This window comes from Acinetobacter sp. AOR01_HL (genome assembly GCF_027855455.1).
Classification (GTDB): Bacteria; Pseudomonadota; Gammaproteobacteria; order Pseudomonadales; family Moraxellaceae; genus Acinetobacter; species Acinetobacter baumannii.
Genome location: NZ_JAKTIM010000018.1, coordinates 202,010 through 222,690, shown reverse-complemented (window position 1 = coordinate 222,690; position 20,681 = coordinate 202,010). Strand labels below are relative to the sequence as shown.

General features: G+C 39.3%; 18 protein-coding genes. 13 read left to right on the top strand and 5 right to left on the bottom strand.

Features of this window, described 5'->3' with window-relative positions; all coding sequences use genetic code 11:
- Nucleotides 1–13: 13 nt before the first annotated feature.
- Together MKL62_RS05640 and MKL62_RS05635 are read left to right on the top strand one after the other, a co-directional pair.
- The gene (locus tag MKL62_RS05640; protein ID WP_000207467.1) at nt 14–1,540 is read left to right on the top strand and encodes a fumarate hydratase; all 1,527 of its coding nucleotides are present in this window, start codon (nt 14–16) and stop codon (nt 1,538–1,540) included.
- 141 nt (nt 1,541–1,681) lie between these two features.
- Complete coding sequence (locus MKL62_RS05635) at nt 1,682–2,236, top strand: DUF2059 domain-containing protein (protein ID WP_000155519.1); 555 nt, start codon at nt 1,682–1,684, stop codon at nt 2,234–2,236.
- A gap of 24 nt (nt 2,237–2,260) precedes the next feature.
- Here the strand turns inward: MKL62_RS05635 and MKL62_RS05630 are convergent, their stop codons facing one another.
- The 4 genes from MKL62_RS05630 to tig all read right to left on the bottom strand — a co-directional run bounded on the left by MKL62_RS05630 (nt 2,261) and on the right by tig (nt 6,672).
- A complete protein-coding gene (locus MKL62_RS05630; protein ID WP_001269736.1) occupies nt 2,261–2,977 on the bottom strand; it encodes a DUF2846 domain-containing protein in 717 nt (238 codons plus the stop codon).
- Nucleotides 2,978–3,124: 147 nt separating this feature from the next.
- Complete coding sequence (clpX, locus tag MKL62_RS05625) at nt 3,125–4,438, bottom strand: ATP-dependent Clp protease ATP-binding subunit ClpX (protein ID WP_001289250.1); 1,314 nt, start codon at nt 4,436–4,438, stop codon at nt 3,125–3,127.
- 101 nt (nt 4,439–4,539) lie between these two features.
- Nucleotides 4,540–5,145 (bottom strand): ATP-dependent Clp endopeptidase proteolytic subunit ClpP, encoded by a 606-nt coding sequence (gene clpP / locus MKL62_RS05620; protein WP_000289452.1) that lies wholly within the window; start codon nt 5,143–5,145, stop codon nt 4,540–4,542.
- 192 nt (nt 5,146–5,337) lie between these two features.
- The gene (gene tig / locus MKL62_RS05615) at nt 5,338–6,672 is read right to left on the bottom strand and encodes a trigger factor (RefSeq protein ID WP_001198432.1); all 1,335 of its coding nucleotides are present in this window, start codon (nt 6,670–6,672) and stop codon (nt 5,338–5,340) included.
- A gap of 414 nt (nt 6,673–7,086) precedes the next feature.
- Here tig and MKL62_RS05610 point away from each other — a divergent pair, with 414 nt between their 5' ends.
- The 7 genes from MKL62_RS05610 to rdgB all read left to right on the top strand — a co-directional run bounded on the left by MKL62_RS05610 (nt 7,087) and on the right by rdgB (nt 15,478).
- Nucleotides 7,087–9,318 (top strand): TonB-dependent receptor, encoded by a 2,232-nt coding sequence (locus tag MKL62_RS05610; RefSeq protein ID WP_002072256.1) that lies wholly within the window; start codon nt 7,087–7,089, stop codon nt 9,316–9,318.
- Nucleotides 9,319–9,422: 104 nt separating this feature from the next.
- Entirely contained in the window at nt 9,423–10,106 is a 684-nt protein-coding gene (locus MKL62_RS05605) for a Fe2+-dependent dioxygenase (protein WP_001984475.1), read from the top strand.
- Between the two features lie 458 nt (nt 10,107–10,564).
- Nucleotides 10,565–12,262: a 2-isopropylmalate synthase gene (gene leuA / locus MKL62_RS05600; protein ID WP_000978841.1), complete on the top strand. Its 1,698-nt coding sequence runs from the start codon at nt 10,565–10,567 to the stop codon at nt 12,260–12,262.
- An 83-nt stretch (nt 12,263–12,345) separates the two neighbouring features.
- Nucleotides 12,346–13,506, top strand: a complete 1,161-nt coding sequence (metX, locus tag MKL62_RS05595) for a homoserine O-succinyltransferase MetX (RefSeq protein ID WP_000009640.1) — start codon at nt 12,346–12,348, stop codon at nt 13,504–13,506.
- Nucleotides 13,506–14,099 (top strand): methionine biosynthesis protein MetW, encoded by a 594-nt coding sequence (gene metW / locus MKL62_RS05590; protein WP_001217230.1) that lies wholly within the window; start codon nt 13,506–13,508, stop codon nt 14,097–14,099. The genes metX and metW overlap by 1 nt, the downstream gene beginning before the upstream one ends.
- Nucleotides 14,096–14,683: a tetratricopeptide repeat protein gene (locus MKL62_RS05585; RefSeq protein ID WP_000751692.1), complete on the top strand. Its 588-nt coding sequence runs from the start codon at nt 14,096–14,098 to the stop codon at nt 14,681–14,683. Before metW ends, MKL62_RS05585 begins: the two co-directional genes overlap by 4 nt.
- A 168-nt stretch (nt 14,684–14,851) precedes the next feature.
- A complete protein-coding gene (gene rdgB, locus MKL62_RS05580; protein ID WP_000106724.1) occupies nt 14,852–15,478 on the top strand; it encodes an RdgB/HAM1 family non-canonical purine NTP pyrophosphatase in 627 nt (208 codons plus the stop codon).
- A gap of 195 nt (nt 15,479–15,673) precedes the next feature.
- Here the strand turns inward: rdgB and MKL62_RS05575 are convergent, their stop codons facing one another.
- Nucleotides 15,674–16,549 (bottom strand): AEC family transporter, encoded by an 876-nt coding sequence (locus MKL62_RS05575; protein ID WP_001196392.1) that lies wholly within the window; start codon nt 16,547–16,549, stop codon nt 15,674–15,676.
- A 252-nt stretch (nt 16,550–16,801) separates the two neighbouring features.
- On the opposite strand from MKL62_RS05575, the gene MKL62_RS05570 reads away from it, so the two are divergent.
- From MKL62_RS05570 to MKL62_RS05555, 4 genes are all read left to right on the top strand, one after another.
- Nucleotides 16,802–17,020: a Sec-independent protein translocase subunit TatA gene (locus MKL62_RS05570; RefSeq protein ID WP_000908081.1), complete on the top strand. Its 219-nt coding sequence runs from the start codon at nt 16,802–16,804 to the stop codon at nt 17,018–17,020.
- An 11-nt stretch (nt 17,021–17,031) separates the two neighbouring features.
- Nucleotides 17,032–17,466: a Sec-independent protein translocase protein TatB gene (gene tatB, locus MKL62_RS05565; RefSeq protein ID WP_005129754.1), complete on the top strand. Its 435-nt coding sequence runs from the start codon at nt 17,032–17,034 to the stop codon at nt 17,464–17,466.
- Nucleotides 17,463–18,233, top strand: a complete 771-nt coding sequence (tatC, locus tag MKL62_RS05560; RefSeq protein WP_001072722.1) for a twin-arginine translocase subunit TatC — start codon at nt 17,463–17,465, stop codon at nt 18,231–18,233. Before tatB ends, tatC begins: the two co-directional genes overlap by 4 nt.
- A 173-nt stretch (nt 18,234–18,406) precedes the next feature.
- On the top strand, nt 18,407–20,587 hold the full coding sequence (locus MKL62_RS05555) for a PhoX family protein (protein WP_005129757.1): 2,181 nt from the start codon (nt 18,407–18,409) through the stop codon (nt 20,585–20,587).
- Nucleotides 20,588–20,681 lie beyond the last annotated feature (94 nt).

Here is a 20,681-nt window from a genome sequence, read left to right as displayed (position 1 = left end):
GAGATTTTTTGGTATGACAACGATTATCAAACAAGATGACTTGATTACATCAATCAAGGACGCCCTACAGTTTATTTCGTACTATCACCCGCAAGACTTTATCCAAGCGATGAGCCGTGCTTATGATCGCGAAGAAAACAAAGCTGCAAAGGATGCAATTGCACAGATTTTAATTAACTCTCGCATGTGTGCGGAAGGTCATCGTCCAATTTGCCAAGATACTGGTATTGTTAACGTTTTCCTTGAAGTGGGCTTAGATGTTAAATTTGATTTAACAATGAGCTTAGACGATGCAGTAAATGAAGGTGTTCGCCAAGGTTACCTTGAAAACAGCAACGTTCTTCGTGCATCTGTTCTTGCTGACCCTGCATTTGGTCGTAAAAATACAAAAGACAATACCCCTGCCGTTATTCACTACAAACTCGTACCAGGTAACAAAGTAGATATTACTGTTGCTGCTAAAGGTGGCGGTTCAGAAAACAAATCTAAACTTGCGATGCTTAACCCATCTGACTCGATTGTTGACTGGGTTCTTAAAACCGTTCCAACGATGGGTGCAGGCTGGTGCCCTCCTGGTATGCTCGGTATCGGTATTGGTGGTACTGCTGAAAAAGCCATGATGCTTGCGAAAGAAGCACTCATGGAAGAAATCAACATGGACGAATTACTTCGCCGTGGACCAGAGAACAAAATCGAAGAACTTCGTATCGAAATCTTTGAAAAAGTAAACGCTCTTGGTATTGGTGCACAAGGTCTTGGCGGTTTAACGACTGTTCTTGACATTAAAATCAAAGACTACCCATGTCACGCTGCTGGCAAACCAGTAGGTATGATTCCTAACTGTGCTGCGACTCGTCACGCTCACTTCCAGCTTGATGGTTCAGGTGTAGCTCATATTCAAGCACCAAAACTTGAAGACTACCCATCTGTAACTTGGGATGCTTCACAATCTAAACGTGTAAACCTTGATACCATTACTCAAGAAGAAATGGATTCTTGGAAACCGGGCGACACATTACTTCTTAGCGGTACAATGTACACAGGTCGTGACGCTGCACATAAACGTATGGTTGAAATGATCGACAACGGTGAAGAATTACCGGTTGATCTTAAAGGCAAGTTCATTTACTACGTTGGTCCTGTTGATCCGGTACGTGATGAAGTGGTTGGTCCTGCTGGTCCTACAACGGCTACACGTATGGACAAATTCACACGTAAAGTACTCGAGCATACTGGTCTATTCGGTATGATTGGTAAAGCTGATCGTGGTCCTACAGCAATTGAAGCAATCAAGGACAACAAAGCAACTTACCTTATGGCAGTTGGCGGTGCAGCTTACCTCGTATCTAAAGCTGTTCGCGAAGCTGAAGTGGTTGCATTTGCAGACTTGGGTATGGAAGCAATCTACAAATTTGTAGTGGAAGATATGCCGGTATCTGTTGCAGTTGATGTAAACGGTACATCAATTCACGCAGTAGCTCCAAAAATCTGGCAAGCGAAAATTGGTAAAATTCCAGTAATCGATGCCGCAGCTGGCTAATCAAGAAAAGCACCGGATTCGGTGCTTTTTTTATGCCTTTTAATATTTTTTTGAAATTGAAAAGAATTGTAACAATTGGTTCGCCAATCTGTGCTATTAATGAATATACCCACCCGCCCTACACTGCATATAGGTCATTTCATGACTATTCGCCCTATTCTTAAAAATCTTTCAATCAGTCTCTGTCTAAGCTGTATTACTACAAGCTTATTTGCTTCTCCTGCCAAGTTAAGTTCAGTGAAAGAACTCATGCAAATGAGCCAAATTGATTATCTATTGAAAGAATCAATCAATGAGTTAACGCCTTACTATGATCAACAAGCTGAACAGATCATTAGCAATATTACGGGCATCAAAACTTTAGGCCCGAAAGAAAAAGAGGCAGCGAAAAAGTTAGGCTTACTTTTAAAAGATTCGAGTAACCAGCTGATTAGTAGCCCTAAAACGACTCAAGCCTTACAAGATATTTATTTAAAAACGTATACCGAAGAAGAAATCCAAGCAAATTTAAAGTTTTTGAAAACCCCAGAAGGTCAATCAATTACCCGTAAAAATGTACAGATTATGGGGCAAATTTCAGAATATATGATGGAATTAGGACAGCAAACTTTTAATGACCCTAAAGCACGAGATCATATGCAAGAAGAAATGCTAAAAATTATTGCACCCTTAATGAAAGATAAAGAAAAGTCTTAACTTTTCTTTATCGACCTCAAATTGTTACCACGTTAAAGGGTTCCACAATTTAAATGGTTTTATCAGATGTACATCTGACTTTTCATTATATTTAGCAGGTTTTAATTCTTGGGGCTTATGACGTATTTTTCCTGAAGCATCTTCAGCAACAAAATTGTAGCTAGAAGATTTAAGCTCGGTAAATGCAATTTCTCTACGACCAATATTATCTTGCATTAACATAAATGGACCCGTGTGCTCACTACGGTCCATTTTATTTTCTTCATCATACTTCAAATAATAAGATGCGCCTGCATCTACCGTAATATCGATATATTTAGGTTCTTGAAAATGAATCCCCAACAAAGGGCGGCTCGCTGAAATACGGTAAGTTCCTGCTGGCAGTTCAATCCAGTAATAATGGTTATGCAATAAACTTGGAATTCGTTTTCCATTTACAAATAAATTGATGGCTGCAATTTCTTGACGATTCCATTTCGTGTCTGGACGGTAAAGATAGACAACTGCTGCCTGCTCATTTTGGGGTTTAACTGGCGCAAATGTCTGACCTAACTTTTGATTTACCCATCCCCCTACAGTGAAGCCGCCTAAACGATATTGATCCAATAAACCGGGTTCTTTATCCACATCAACTTTAGGTAAAGTGGCGGTCAGCTCACCTGAATTCTTTTCTAAGTGTGATGAACTTTGGCAACCTGCAAGTAATGCGGCACAACTTAAAGCAATAATTAAATAACGCATGACATCCCTCAAAGCGTTTTCTTTTGATTTTTCTATATCGCAAAACTATGCGTATTTTGTTTTTTTAGATTAACACCACCTACATGAATTGAAAACAAAAAAAGCATGAATCACCGAGGCAATTCATGCTTTTTAGATGAATGAAATCTAAGCAGACTTCGAATCAATTACTTTTAAATCTGCCTTAGCAACACTTTCATGTGTTACAGCTTCTTTAGGCTGACGTTCTGACTTATAGACAGGTTCAGCTTCACCATTAATAACTGCTTCATTAATGAAAACTGTTCCTACATCTGTACGGCTTGGCAAGTCATACATCGTTTCAAGTAGAACATTTTCCAAAATCGAACGTAGGCCACGAGCTCCGGTATTACGCTCAAGCGCACGCTTAGCCACTGCACGTAAAGCTGAATCTTCAAATACGAGGTCAACATTTTCCATATTGAACAGGTATTGATACTGACGAGTTAATGCATTTTTCGGTTCAGTTAGAATTTGCATTAACGCTTCTTCATCAAGCTCTTCAAGCGTTGCAATCACCGGTAAACGGCCAATGAATTCTGGAATTAAACCAAATTTAACTAAATCAGTTGGCTCAACTTGACGGAATAATTCAGCAAGTTTTTTGGTTTCATCTTTGTTTTTAACATCAGCCGTAAAGCCAATTCCACCTTTCTCTTGACGCTGTTGTACAATTTTTTCCAGTCCAGCAAATGCACCACCACAAATAAATAGGATATTTGAGGTATCAATTTGAATGAACTCTTGCTGCGGATGCTTACGTCCACCTTGTGGTGGAATTGAAGCTACAGTACCTTCAATCATCTTAAGCAAAGCTTGTTGTACACCTTCACCAGACACATCACGAGTAATCGATGGATTTTCAGATTTACGTGTAATCTTGTCGATTTCATCAATGTAGATAATGCCCTTTTGAGCTTTTTCTACATCGTAATCTGCTTTTTGCAAAAGCTTTTGTACGATATTTTCAACGTCTTCGCCAACATAACCCGCTTCAGTCAAAGTAGTCGCATCTGCCATTGCAAACGGCACATCTAACAAACGAGCCAATGTTTGAGCAAGTAATGTTTTACCTGAACCGGTAGGCCCAATCAGTAGAATGTTACTTTTAGCAATTTCCACATCTTTAGACACATGACCAGATTGCCCGACTTTCAAACGCTTATAATGGTTATAAACGGCAACAGATAATGTCTTTTTGGCAAGATCCTGACCAATCACATATTGATCAAGCGCAGCACGTATTTCATGTGGTTTTGGCAATGCCTTGCTCGCCCAGTCACCTGCTTCAACCTGTTGGCTGGTTTGTACAAGGTCTAAGCAGACATCTACACACTCATTACAAATATATGCGTCCTCGCCCGCAATCAGTTTCCCGACTTCAGACTGCGTTTTACCGCAAAATGAACAATGTTTTTGTCCTTGAGGATGTTCGGACATATTCTCTCCACAAATAGAATCTTAAATATGAGGGCAAGCGATAGGGTTAAATGACTATATGGAGGCGTTTTCCAACAACTCAAGCCACTTAATATTTTCCCTTATGGACGCTTACTTAATACCTGATCGACCAAACCATATTCTTTTGCTGCTTGTGCAGTCATAAAGTTATCACGATCGGTATCACGAGCAATCGTGTCATAGTCTTGACCACTGTGTTCTGCCATCAAACGGTTCAAGCGCTCTTTAATAAATAGAATTTCACGAGCATGAATTTCAATATCTGATGCTTGACCACGGAATCCACCTAATGGTTGGTGAATCATTACACGTGCATTTTCAAGGCAATAGCGTTTACCTTTAGCACCAGCATTTAATAAGAATGCGCCCATAGATGCAGCCTGCCCCATACAGTATGTCACTACATCAGGTTTAATAAATTGCATCGTGTCATAAATCGCCATACCAGCAGTGACCGAACCACCTGGCGAGTTAATATAAAGATGGATATCTTTATCTGGGTTTTCAGCTTCCAAGAACAACATTTGGGCAACAATCAAATTTGCCATGTTGTCTTCAACCTCACCAGTTAGAAAAATGACGCGCTCACGTAAAAGTCGTGAATAAATATCAAAAGAACGTTCGCCGCGAGAAGATTGTTCAACCACAACAGGAACTAAAGCATTTTCAATTGTTGGAACATACATACGTTATTTATTCCTAAATTTTTTGTGACTTAACCTATGGCAACAATATGCGGGATAATTTCTCAAATTGCAAAAGGTTCGCACTGAAATATTATATTATTTATACCTAAGTACTTAAGACGTACTCAAATTAACCATATACCTAAAAATGAAAAAGGCGCCTAAAGCGCCTTTTCCTGACTTCTCAAAAGATTAGCCCATACGGCGAGCTTGTTGTTCTTTCAATAAATCTTCGTAAGATACTGCTTTGTCAGTCACTTTAGCAGAAGCTAAGATGTGATCAACAACTTGATCTTCTAACACAACAGCTTCAATTTGAGCGCGTTGTTGAGCATCATTTTTGAAGTATTCAATCACTTCAGTTGGATCTTCATAAGAAGAAGCCATGTCGTCGATGTAAGCATCAACACGTGCTTGGTCAACTTCAAGTTTAGCATCAGCTAATACTTTGCTTACCAATACGCCAAGCTTAACAGAACGTTCTGCTTGTTCTTTGAATAATTCGTCAGGAAGCATGCTCTTGTCAAAAGATTGCGCGCCCGCACCACCAAATTGTTGAGTGAATTGTTGAACCATTTGTTGACGTTGACGGTCAATTTCTTGAGCAACCATTGCAGCTGGAACTTCAATTTCGTTAGCAGCAACAAGAGCATCAAATGCAGCTTGTTTAACTTGGTTACGTAAGCCATTGCGAACTTCACGTTCCATGTTTTTACGAACGTCAGCTTTTAATTTTTCAATGCCTTCTTCTTCAGAAACACCGAAGATTTTTAAGAATTCAGCATCAATCTCTGGAAGTTTAGGCTTTTCAACTTGCTTCACAGTGATTTTGAACTGAGCTGCTTTACCCGCTAAGTTTTCAGCTTGGTAATCTTCAGGGAAAGTTACATCAATAACTTTCTCTTCACCAGCTTTCATGCCAATGATGCCGTCTTCGAAGCCAGGAATCATACGGCCTGAACCTAACACAAGTTTAAAGTCTTCAGCAGAACCGCCTTCGAACTTCTCACCGTCGATAGAACCTTCGAAGTCAAAAGTCACTTGCATGTCTTTTTTCGCCATACCCTTGGTTACAGCCCAAGTTTGACGTTGCTTTTGCAAGTTTTCGATCATAGTGTCAACGTCAGCGTCTTTAATTTCAGCTGTTTTACGTTCAACCTCCAAACCGTCAAATGCTTTTACTTCAACTTCAGGATAAACTTCTACAGTTGCTTCAAAAACTAAAGCATCTTCTTTATGTTCAACTTTCTCAATGTTCGGCATACCTACCGCATTGATTTTTTCTTGTTGAATTGCTTCAAATACGCTGTCACGAATGATGTCATTCACAACTTCTTGATAAATACTTGCACCGTATTCGCGGCGAACAACGTTTGCAGGTACTTTGCCCGGACGGAAGCCGTTGATCTTCACAGTTTTGGCAGTGCGCTTCAAACGAGCTTCAAATTGCTCGTTAATACGGCTCGTCGGTACAGAAACATTTAAACGACGGGCAACGCCCGAAACCGCTTCAGTCGTTACTTGCATGGCTTCCTCGATAAAAATTAGTTAGTAGGAACAGTTTTTAAAAAAGTGCTGTATTATATGACAACTTTCAAGATATACAAAATTAACCGATCAGATCATAAAATTGAAGGACGTATTTTTAGGAAATTTCACAGTAATTTTATGATTTTTTAATTTTTTTTAATGCAACGTTAAGCAAAAGTAATTTTTTAACTATTCTTTACAAATCTAAAATTACAATTAATTTTAATAAAGTTATCGTTTTTCCAAACAGTTAAGTTTAATCAATTAATTAGGGCCAATTTGTAACTAAAAGTGATTAAAACTTTCACATTTTCTTCATAATTCTATCGGCAAATCCAATTAACACAAACTGTACATATAAATAAGAATTATTATTATTCGCATAACGTTTATATTTAAGTCCTGAAAGTCATGTCATTGATTAGAACACGTAAAAAAATTGTTTCCTCTGCAATCGCCTCATCGCTCTCGATGATAGCAACAACTGCGATGGCGCAAGAAGCAGTTTCGCAATTACCAACTATCCATACTAAAGCGACTCAAGAAGAATCTTTAAAGGTTGATCAATCAGCAAACTCTAAATTCGTAGCTCCCCTTCTAGATACTCCTAAATCAGTGTCAGTTATCTCAAAACAACTTATAGAAGATACAAAAGTAACAACTTTAGCAGATGCATTGCGTACTGTTCCTGGCATTACTCTAGGTGCAGGTGAAGGCGGTAATCCGAATGGTGACCGACCTTTCATCCGTGGTTATAGTTCAGAAAGCTCTATGTATATTGATGGTATCCGCAACTCTACCTCACAAAACCGTGAAATGTTTGCGGTCGAGCAAGTAGAGGTAACCAAAGGTTCTGCATCAGCAATGGGTGGTGCAGGTTCAGTTGGTGGCAGCATCAATATGATTTCCAAGGTAGCTAAAAAGGGTGATTTTCTAGAAGGCTCAGTAGCCGCTGGTACTGATAACTACCAACGTATCACTTTAGATGGTAATAAAGATTTTGGAAATGGCATTGCAGCACGTGTAGCTGTTTTGGGACATCAAAATGAAAAGGCTGGCCAAAGTAATGGGGCTGAATATAAACGTGTTGGTATTGCACCAAGTATTACTTTTGGCTTAGATACACCGACACGTGCAACTTTGAGCTACTATTATTTACAAACTGATGATAAACCTGATTCAGGTATTCCTTATTGGGATTCATCTCTTGGAAAAGCTCAAGGTAAACCGGCTGAAGTCAAACAAGGTACATATTACGGCTGGAAAGATCGAGATTTTCAAAAGCAAGAAAATCACATCGGTACAATTAAATTAGAACACGACCTTACCGACAATATAACTATTACTAATACGGCCATGTATGCCAAATCAAAAAATGATTATGTCTGGACAAACCCAGATGACTCAAAAGGTAATGTTGGCAAAGGTCTTGTTTGGCATCGTTTGAACTCAGCTATTACAGATAGTGAAACATTTACTGATCAATTAGCACTTACAGGTAAATTTGATACTGGCTTCTTAAAGCACAGATTTAATGTAGGAGCAGAGTACAGCAAACAAAAGACTGATAAAGGCGGCTATAACATTATTGATGCCAAAGGTAATGTTTCTAGTACTGGCTTCTATAGCGATTGTTCAGACTTATCAACAAATTGGTGTACCTCGCTCAATGGTCCAACTCAAAAGCCATTTGTTGACCGTTTACAAGCACGCCCAGACTTTGATGCAACTGTAGAAAGTACTTCTGTCTACTTACTCGACAATATTGAGATCACACCAAAATGGTTATTAGATCTTGGCCTGCGTTGGGATAAGTTTGAAGCTGAACAAAACTTCTTAGCTACTTCTAGTGCAGCGGCCTATACAGCAAAAAATGATTCAGATTTCGTGACCTATCAAGCGGGCATTACATTTAAACCAACAGAGAATGGCTCAATCTATACAAGCTACGCAACCTCAGCTAGTCCAGTCGGCTTAAATGCAGGTTGGGGGGATAATAGCGAAACAATTAATGCCAATAATCAAATGATTGATCCCGAAGAGGCGCAAACATTTGAAATCGGTACGAAATGGGATTTCCTAGATAACCACCTAAATTTAACAGCTGCTATTTTCCGTACTGAAAAACAAAATACACGTGTACAAATCGACCCAACTACTTATGCAAATGTAGGTGAAAGTAAAGTTGATGGTTTTGAATTAGGCTTAAATGGTGAAATTACTGATAAATGGAACATTTCAGCTGGCTATACTTATTTAGACAGTGAACTAACCAAAAATGGTAAATCTTGCCGTAGCGGAAAATGTACTGACCAATCTATTTATAATGGCAACCAAATGCCAAACGTACCTAAGCAAGCTGCTACGTTATGGACTACCTATAAAGTACTTCCACAATTGACGGTAGGCGCTGGCGCTGTTTACTCTGACAAAGTATATGGTGATGTAGCAAATACTAAATGGGTTCCATCTTACGTACGTTACGATGCGATGGCACGTTACAACGTAAATAAAAATGTTGATCTTCAATTAAATATCAACAACCTATCTGATAAGCGCTATTTCACTAAAGCTTACGCTTCTCACTATGCAACAGAAGCAGAAGGCCGTAGTGCAGTTCTAGCAGTTAACTTTAAATACTAAGTTAACTTAGAATCCCATAATATTTTTATGGTTTCTGATATAAAATAGCCTCTCTTGTTAGAGGCTATTTTAATTTTCTACTATTATTACTCGCAGGTATCACCGTGATCCACCATATTCCCAATGTATTGAGTAAAGAACAGGTCCAATATTTTCGTAATGAAATGGACAAAATTGAATGGGTCAATGGCAAAGTAACCGCTGGTACACTCTCTGCAACTGTAAAACGCAATCAGCAATTACCTGAAGATCATCCGCTTACTCACCATCTGAGTAATATTATTCTTGAGGCATTAGGCACTCACCCATTATTTTTATCTGCTGCAATACCACTTGATATTATCCCTCCCCTGTTTAATCGTTATGAAAATCAGGAGTCTTTTGGTTTTCATGTAGACAACTCTATCCGTCGTATACGTGGTACAAACGAACGACTTAGAACCGATTTGTCATGTACTTTATTTTTAAGCGAACCTGAAGAATATGAAGGTGGTGATCTGGTCGTAGAAGACACTTATGGTTATCACGAAGTCAAACTTCCAGCAGGAGATATGATTTTATATCCATCTACCAGTTTGCATGAAGTGACAGCAATTACTTCTGGCTGTCGTATTGCTTCTTTTTTCTGGGTGCAAAGTATGGTGCGTGATGATGCCGAACGACATATGCTTTTTAACCTAGATCAAACAGTACAAAACCTAAGAATGCAGCTAGGTGATAATCATAGCGAAGTCATTAAACTGACCAACCTTTACCATAACTTGATGCGTAAGTGGGCTGAACTATAACTCTATTTATTTTTGCCTTATTTAGTCTAATCAATTATTTTTATCTCAATAAGGCAAAATAATGAAAATTATTTTCGATAAAATATAGAACAATGCAAAATTAGAAAATTATTTTCTGAACACTGAAATTAAAATGTGTATAAGTCTTTTGCACAACGTGTAATCATTGTTTAGATGTGATATATCTAAACAATAAGCATATTAGCAAACCACCAAACTTACTATTACATGGTCTATAGATGAAAACGAATCACTTGTTTGCCCAGCCTACTCAAGCAAGACATCATCTCGAACTCCTGATGCTGCGCCTCGCGCGCGTATAAATTTTTGTCTGTATTTTAAAGCAGACCTTTTCAAATTCCCTTTAATTTTTCTGTATTAGATACCATATATAACTGTAGACGTTGCCTTTTACACGATACTTGACGCAACCGTGCTACGAGATAAGGAGTTTTCTCATGATGTTGGCTGACCCTAGCAAAAAATACCGCCGTATGTACCAGCGAGTCGATTTACCAGACCGCCAATGGCCAAATAATGAAATTACAAAAGCGCCAATCTGGATGAGCACGGATTTACGTGATGGTAACCAAGCAATTTTTGAACCGATGAACATGGAACAAAAGTTCAAAATGTTCAAAATGCTTGTAAAAATTGGTTTTAAACATATTGAAATCGGCTTCCCTTCTGCGTCTCAAATTGACTTCGATTTTACTCGTATGTTGATCGAAGAAAATCATATTCCTGATGATGTATACATTGAAGTATTGGTTCAGGCACGTGACCATTTAATTGAGCGTACTTTCGAAGCTTTAGCAGGTGCTAAGCGCGCAATTGTGCATATTTATAACTCTAACTCTCCAACCTTCCGTCAAAAAGTGTTGAATGTAGATGTAAATGGTGCAAAACAGTTGGCGGTGAATGCAGCTCAGAAAGTGAAAGAATATGCTGCGCAATATCCTGAAACTGACTGGATTTTCCAGTACAGTCCAGAATGTTTCTCTGCAACTGAATTAGAAGTAGCGAAAGAAGTCTGTGATGCGGTTACAGAAATTTGGGATGCACGTCCAGATCATAAAGTTATTTTGAACTTACCTGCGACTGTCGAAGTTTCAACACCAAATGTTTATGCAGACCAAATCGAATGGATGCATCGTAATTTGGCACGTCGTGATGGCGTGATTATTTCCGTTCACTGTCACAATGACCGTGGCTGTGGTATTGCTGCATCAGAACTTGCCATTATGGCGGGTGCCGACCGTGTGGAGGGCTGCGTATTTGGTAACGGCGAACGTACCGGTAACGTTGACGTTGCAGCAATTGCATTGAACATGTACACCCAAGGTGTAGCGCCAGAATTAGATTTCTCTAATATTAATGAAGTCATTGCAACGGTTGAAGAATGTACTGGTTTACCTGTACACCCTCGTCATCCATATGCAGGTGACTTGGTATTTACTGCATTCTCTGGTTCGCATCAGGACGCAATCAAAAAAGGCTTTGAATACCAGAAAAATGAAGAAATCTGGGATATGCCTTACTTACCAATCGACCCAAAAGATTTGGGCCGCGACTATGATGCTGTCATTCGTGTGAATAGTCAGTCTGGTAAAGGCGGTATCGCTTACTTATTAGAATCAAACTATAACGTTGTATTGCCTCGTCGTTTACAAATCGAATTTAGTCAGGTTGTTCAACAATATACTGATGAGAATGGTACAGAGATTAGCGCTAAACAAATCTGGACCTTATTTAAAGACACGTATGTTGAAGTGAAAAACCACCATTACACGGTCAAAAACTATAAGTTATCTGACATTAATGGTACTCAAATTATTGAACTTGAGATTGATGTTGAAGGTGAAACTCAACAATTACGTGGCGAAGGTAATGGTCCAATCTCTGCATTCTTAAATGCACTTCAATTACCAATTGATGTATTGAACTACGAAGAACGCAGTATTAGTTCAGGTGCAAATGCCAAAGCATTAACCTTAATTGAACTTCAAGTGAAAGGTACAGGCAGAGGCTCATTTGGTGCAGGTGTTCACGACAACACAGTCACTTCATCTATTGAAGCTATTATTGCATGTACCAACCGTTTGATTGATCAAGGTGTTTTAAGTACAGATCAGGTTGTTGCCGCCGCTGTTTAATTAAAAAAAAGACTTTGGAAAGGATACCTAGCTTGGTATCCTTTCTTTTTATTCCTGAAAGATTTAAAAGGCGAAATGTTCCCGTGTCTTTTCCAGCTGACTCAGTGGGGTTAGTCACTCCGCAAAAGTTCCAATTTGAAGAACCCTTACATCTTGAATGTGGCCGTGTTTTACCACGCTTTGAGTTAATGGTTGAAACTTACGGCACTTTAAATGCAGATAAATCAAATGCGATTTTAATCTGCCATGCCCTTTCCGGACATCATCATGCAGCGGGTTATCACCATGAAGATGATAAAAAAGCTGGATGGTGGGATAGCTGTATTGGCCCGGGCAAGGCAATCGACACAAATAAATTTTTTGTAGTTGCGCTTAATAATATTGGCGGATGTAGTGGATCAACCGGTCCAACTTCACCAAATCCTGAAAATGACAATCGTCCCTATGGTCCAGATTTCCCGTTAGTAACGGTCCGTGACTGGGTCAAAACTCAAGCCATGCTTTCTGACCGCTTAGGAATAAGTGTCTGGTATGCGGTGGTCGGTGGTTCTTTGGGTGGCATGCAGGCATTACAATGGTCGGTAGACTACCCTGACCGTTTACAAAAATGTGTCGTTATTGCCAGTGCGCCAAAGCTTTCAGCACAAAATATTGCGTTTAACGAAGTGGCACGTCAATCAATCCTGTCCGACCCGGACTTCCATCATGGCCGTTATTTGGAAAATGATAGCTATCCGAAGCGTGGTCTAATTTTGGCTCGTATGGTCGGCCATATTACCTATCTTTCTGAAGAAGCCATGAAACAAAAATTTGGTCGTGATTTAAAATCCGGCAAGTTTATGTACGGTTTTGATGTCGAGTTTCAGGTCGAAAGTTATCTCCGTTATCAAGGTGAACAGTTTAGTCGTAACTTTGATGCCAATACTTATCTCATTATGACCAAAGCTTTGGATTATTTTGATCCATCGCGTGAGTACGGCCACTCGCTTACAGAAGCAATGAGTAAAACCAAATGCCAGTTCCTGATTGTCTCATTCACCACTGACTGGCGTTTTGCACCAAGTCGCTCACAAGAAATTGTAGATGCTCTCATTACCAATCATAAACCGGTAAGTTATCTTGATATTGATGCTGAACAAGGTCATGACTCGTTCTTATTCCCGATTCCACTGTATGTCAAAACACTGCGCGCTTTCTTAGGCGGTGAAGAACATTTAAAATCGACTTCACTGGAGGCAAGCTAATGCGTATTGATCAACAACTGGCAGAAAAGTGGATTAAACCCGGCTCTAGCGTACTCGATTTAGGGTGTGGTGACGGTGAATTACTCGCTCATATGAGCCAAAAGCATCAAATTCGTGCTTATGGTTTAGAAATTGATCAAGAAAAGATTGCAATTGCCGTCAGTCGCGGGTTAAATATTATTCAACAAGATTTGAATCTCGGTTTAAGCCGTTTTGCCGACCAGTCTTTTGACTATGTGGTTATGGCACAGGCTTTGCAAGCCGTAGATGCACCCGATGTTTTATTAAGAGACATGGTGCGTGTGGGTAAACAGGCCATTATCACTTTTCCAAACTTTGCACACTGGAAGACTCGCTCTTTTCTAGCATTAAAAGGGATGATGCCTGTATCGGATGCTCTACCATATATGTGGTATAACACCCCCAACATTCATTTATGTACGTTTAAAGATTTCGAAGCACTATGTGCGGAAAATCAAATACAAATTATTAATCGACTCGCCGTCAATGGAAACCAGCAGGGAAGCCTGTTAAGCAAACATGTTCCGAATTTGTTTGGTGAAGTCGCTATTTATCGAGTGAGTGCACTATGAAAAAGACATTATTTAGCACACTAATTGCAGGACTGCTAAGTATGCAGGCTCATGCAGATTATATCGCCCAGCCACAATCGGTTGCGAGCCAAGCTGCGCGCTTCTCCACAATGGGGATTCATGACCTTCAAAAAGCAGCTCAAGCGGGTCAAGCTGGAGCACAGTTTTATCTTGGTACACGTTATCAATACGGCAAAGATGTAGCAAAAGACGATAAACAAGCATTTGCATGGTTTAAAGCTGCTGCTGATCAAGGTCTTTCACCTGCGCAATTAAATGTTGGCCGTATGTATGCTGATGGTATTGGCGTTAAGAAAGACGAAGCTATGGCTCGTAAATATTTCGAAAAAGCGGCAAGTAACGGCGATAACCGTGCAAGCTACAACCTTGCGATGATGGAAGAGCAAAAGAAAAACTACGTAGGTGCTTACCAGTGGTATGAACTTTCAACTCGTGATGGCATGCTCGACAATAAAGTGATTAGCTTATCTGAAGGTAAAAAGACGGCTCTTGCTGCAAACTTAACTCAAGAGCAAATCCGTATGGCACGTGACCGCGCGGATAAATGGATTCAAGCACAATAATAATCCAGCTTATACTTACTCGACTAAAACCACCTTATATCATCTATAAGGTGGTTTTAGTTTTTTAAGCTTCTAATTTTATATTCTATTTGTTTTGCTCTATATCCCCTTTCAAAAAACACGTAACATAGCTCACGTTCAATATTGGTTATAAAGTTTGGTTATCTTATGTCTACCCCACATTGGTTTGATCAGGGTTCTTTAGTCCTTGCAAGTAACAACAAAGGTAAAGTCGCAGAGTTTGAAAAACTTTTTGAACAGCTCAAGTTGCCTGTAGAAATTATTCCTCAGGGTCGCCTAAATATTCCCGATGCCATTGAAGACGGCTTAAGCTTTATTGAAAATGCCATTATTAAAGCGCGTCATGCCTCTAAAATTTCAGGGAAACCTGCTATGGCTGATGACTCCGGTATTTGTGTTCCGGTTTTAGGAGGTGCACCTGGTATTTATTCAGCACGTTATGCTGGAGAACATGGTGACGATTCAGCGAATAATGCCAAATTATTAAATGACCTTTTGCCATTTCGTAAAAATGGTGAAGCGATTGAAGGTATGTTTGTGTGCGTACTTGCTTTAGTGACTCATGCGGAAGATCCATTGCCACAAATTTTCCAAGGCATCTGGCATGGTGAAATTTTAGAAGCGCCACGTGGTGAAAATGGTTTTGGTTATGACCCACTGTTCTGGTTGCCAGAGCTACAAGTTTCTAGCGCTGAGTTGTCTAAAGAAGACAAGAATAAGATTAGTCATCGTGGGCAAGCGATGCAGTTATTTAGAGAGAGCTTGCAGAAGTAGGCTGATCACACGGCCAAACTATACAGCGTTAAAACAGATTAAACTTTGTATAGGCGAACCTTACTTTTCAAAGATGAAAAGTAAGCAAAAATCTTTTGTTAGACTGATGGCACTTCCCTGTGCCACAGTCTAACTGGCGGCATCCATGCCGCCTTCGCACCAGCAAGTGCAGGAAACTTATAATTAAATAATTAATTAGACGAACAAGTGTAAAAACACTGCATAAATCGCAATACACACACAACTCACAATCGTCCCTGAAGCGATATAAGCAGCAGATCTACCCGTGCCTTGATAATGGGTTTCTAGAGCTACAATATTGGCTGCCGGTGGCAAGCAAAACATTAAAAACATTACACCGATGTGCTGATTTATATTTGGAATCGGTAAAAACCTATAACTTAATCCACAAAGTACAAATCCACAGGCCACTTTAAATGCTTGAGCTTTTGTACTGTAAATTAAATCTTTTATATAAACTCTGGTACGGCGCAGCCACATTCCAAGCACACACATACCTGCAAAAGTCATTGCAAATTTAGCAACCTCATAAACCCAATGTATAGCAGGGCTTTCGATATGTTGGGCCCCTAAAAGTCTGAGCACAACAGCACAGAATATCGATATACAAGGTGGTGAAGTTAAAACCTTTTTTAATATATTGAGCTTACTTTGCGGTGCCGTAGTAACGGCAGTCACAGCCCAAGCATTGCCAAAAAGCGACATTCCAATATATAAAGCAACAATTGGAGCAGTTGCTTCAGGACCGAATAAAGCCATAGCGAAAGGAAAACCAAGCCACCCCATGTTGGTATAACTTACGCAAAGTGCCAATAAGCGGTCTTTAAATAAAGCCAAATAAGCAAAGAAAATAATGAACGCCGAACCAAAACTAAAGAGCATTAAGCTCAAGCTTCCCGATTGATAAAAGACCATGTTGTAAATAATCACAATCGGAATCAGGAGTCGTGCAAGCCAAGCTGAGAGAATAGGTTTTATGGTTTCTGAAATGGAGGTCTGAGCAAGTAGAAGTCCTGTGATAAATGCCAATATAGGCAGTAATAATGCCACGCTCTCTCCTCTCGCTCGTCAAAATCAGCCTGTTATGCTACACCTTTTGATTTTGAAATGTATGATCTATTTCAAGTAAATTCGTCTAAGAACGAAGCTCAATAAAATTTAAAAATCCTCCCAAAAAATATCTTTAAAAATCTGGTCATAAGTGGCCACTTATAAATATTGTCTTAAAAATGAAATATAAGTGTCACATTCCTGTCATGGCAACCTGTTGATATAAAGCGAACTAAAAAGAGGTATAAAATCATGGCTGGTTTATCTATTTGGCATGTCGTTATTTTCGCAATTGTCGTTATTTTATTGTTCGGTACATCTAAGCTAAAAAATATCGGTAAAGATGTAGGCGGTGCAGTAAGAGATTTTAAAAAGTCAGTTCGTGAAGAAGACGAAGCTGCATCTTTAAATAGCCCTCGTACAATTGATGCACAAGTTAAAACATCTGAAAGCACATCAGTGAAAAGCTAAAGGTTTGACCCATGCTTGATGTAGGAATGACAGAGTTACTCTGTTTTGCAATTATTGCAATTTTAGTTTTAGGTCCAGAGAAGCTTCCGGAAGCTGCACGCTTTGCAGGTCGCTGGTATGTTCGACTAAAACGCTATATTACGAATCTGCAAAACGAGATTGATCAGGAGCTACGTCTGTCTGAGTTCCGCAAAGAAATGCAAGAGGAACTTAACCGCATTGAAGCATTGGAACGTAAAGTACAACAACAGCTTGAAGAAATACAAAAACAGCAGGTTTCAGAATCTTTAGAAGCAACTGAAACAGCTAAAACAACACAAAAGCCTATTCGGAAATGTACTCCTATATCGGGCCATTACAAAGTGCCGTATCTGACTAAAGTTACGCCTTTTCCTCAAACTGATATTTCAGAAACATCTCCTGTTGAATTGAAGATTGCCGTATGAACCAACTGCCTTCAACCGCTGTAAATAGTCAAGAAAACCTAGACCAAATGCCAATCATGAATCATTTGGTGGTTTTAAGACGTCATTTATTTAGGATTGTAGGGGTAACATTATTCTTATTTTTTTGTTTACTGCCCTTTCGAAATCATACTTATCAATTATTATCTGAGCCTCTAAGGTTACAACTTCCTGCCTCATCTTCCATGATTGCAACGGATGTTACAGCAACCTTTATGGCCCCATTTAAACTTAATTTATTTGTTGCGCTCATGTTGGCAATGCCATTTATTCTTTATGAAATATGGTCTTTTGTTCGCCCTGCGCTTTATCAAAAAGAGCGTCATTTAGCGCTGCCGTTACTCATTGGTAGTATTATTTTATTTTATGCAGGTGTCGCTTTTGCTTATTACATTACCCTGCCTGCCATATTACATTTCTTTATTAGCGTTTCACCTGAAACAGTAGCACCAATGACCGACATTAATAGTTATTTAAGCTTCTGCTTAAAGCTATTTTTGGTGTTTGGTGTCACTTTTGAAATTCCTATCGCGACCTTGCTACTTATTTTGATTGGTGTGGTAAATACGCAAAGCCTTGCTGAAAAAAGACGTTTTATTATTGTAGGATGCTTCTTTGTAGCGATGTTTATTACCCCACCCGATGCGATTTCGATGGTGATGCTAGCAATTCCAATGTGGCTACTTTTCGAAATAGGTTTACTCTTCGGCAAAATTCTTGAAAAGAGAAAAACCCATTCTGCTGAATAAAAATAATATATAAAAGCCTGAACTTCTAAGTTCAGGCTTTTTTTATGTAGAACGCTTTTTAATCTACAAAGCAATAAACTGTCTTCAAAGTGACTTAAAAATGTAAGAAAAGTGTCATTTTCAATCCATAGAATCGACTCAACAAATATACACACAAAAGTTACGGATTTATTATGACCACTGCTTCTAACCACCCAACACGTCGCGATATTTTAAAATGGTTTACGGGGATCCCTTTTCTTCCATTAGGTGCGATGGCTACGGCAGCAACGTTAGCAGGTTGTAACGATAGCGATAACGACTCATCTATTGTCACTCCGTCAAAGCCAATTAACTTTAAGAATGCAACGTTCACTTCAATGCCAGCTCCTTCAACGGTAGCAGATATTGCCACAACAGCATGTGCATCAAAACTTGCTATTTCATGGGAAGACGGCAGCAAAACAGAATATCAACTCGCTTACAAACCATTCTTCTTAACAGGTACAGAAGTGCCTGATGGTAAAGGAGGAAAAGTCATCGCGGGTGGTTATTACGATATTAATAATAAGCCAATTATTGATAAATCAGTTGCAGGTAAAGAACGTCAATTCTTCTCTGACTGCCCAGATGGTAGTTCTCTCATTAGTTTCAAACAAGCAACAGGCAAAGATTTCACAGATGCTGACAAGAAAGCATTGGGTGTAACCGGTAACCCAGTGTTCCATGTGGTTCAATTTGAATATCTATCAAAAGACCAAAATGGTGGTGATACTTACGGTAAATTATCATCTCCGATTGCTGTCTTAACTTTAGATCAAGATCCAAAGACAGGTCACTTAACTTTAATTAAATACCATAACGTTGATACTTCAAGTGCACATGGGCTATGGATTACTTGTGGTGCAAGTTTATCTCCATGGGGAACTCATCTTTCTAGTGAAGAATACGAACCAGATGCTTTTGACCAAAAATTAGGTCAATCACTTTCAACACTTAAAGCCTTCAGTAAAAATATATATGGCGATGAAAGCATTGCCAATCCATATAACTATGGCCACTTGCCAGAAATTACCGTAAATGCAGATGGTACTGGTCGCGTTACAAAGCACTATTGTTTAGGCCGTATTTCACACGAACTTGTACAGGTTTTCCCTGATAACCGCACGGTGTTAATGGGTGATGACTATACCAACGGTGGACTATTTATGTTCGTTGCAGATAAGGAGAAAGATTTATCTGCAGGTACACTCTACGTTGCAAAATATACAACAGTACTTAGTGACACAACGACTGGTCAGATTTCTTGGATCAGACTTGGTCATGCAACAAGTGCCGAGATTGAAAACCTCATCAAGAGCGGCATTAAAGGAACTGATATTTTTGAGTCAGTTCTACAAATTGCTAAATATCCAAGCGATGCAACAACAGCAGAGAAAGAGGCTATTGATGCAGGCGACAAAGGTACTCCTGAACAACAAGCTTTAGCCAAAGCGGCAAAAGAGCGTTTAAAACTACAACAAGCTGCCCAAAAAGCAGAATTAGAAGCTCAAGGTTTTAAATTTACTTATTTAAGTAAAACTGGTGTATATCTCAAGCTTAAAGATAATAGCGACAGAACTAAACTTGCAGCGGCTTTCCTTGAAACACACCGTTATGCTGCTTACATGGGTGCTTCAATGGCATTGACCAAAAATGAAGGCACAACAGTAAATATTGCAGATAAAAAAGCTTATTCAGCTTTAGCTAATATTGTCGATTCAATGGTTGAAGGTGGTAACGGTTATCTTGCTGAGCACAACGTTAAATTCCCGAAAATCACTGCTGGTGGTATTTTGGAGCACACATTAACTGGTGGCCAGAAAGACAGCTCAAATATTGCAATCAATAGTGAGTGGGTACCTAGCCAATCTAACCTTCTCATTAAAGGTAAAGATATTAGCTTTGACAGCTTAGGGAACACTGCTGACCCAGAGCAAATTGCTAGCCCTGATAACTTGAAGTTCTCAGAAAAGCTTCGCACTTTATTTATCGGTGAAGACTCTGGTAACCACTTAAATAACTTCTTATGGGCTTATAACGTTGATACCAAACAGCTCATCCGTATCTTATCTACACCAGCAGGTGCTGAATCGACGGGTCTACATGCAGTCGACGAGGTAAACGGTTGGACTTACATCATGAGTAACTTCCAACATCCAGGTGACGAATGGAACCGTTTCTACAAAGAAAAAGATGGTGTTCGTACTGGTATTAGCGCAGATTTACTCGCTCAAATTGATACTGCAATTAATACAAATTACAGTAATAAATTTGCAGCAGCAGTTGGCTATATCACTGCCGACCCAATTGCACCATCTGTTGTGAAGAAATGATTTCTTTCAACACTATAAAAGAGGCCTGCTTTATGCAGGTTTCTTTTATTTTTAAAGTCTCATTAAAAAAATAAAATTCCTTCAACCTTTCACT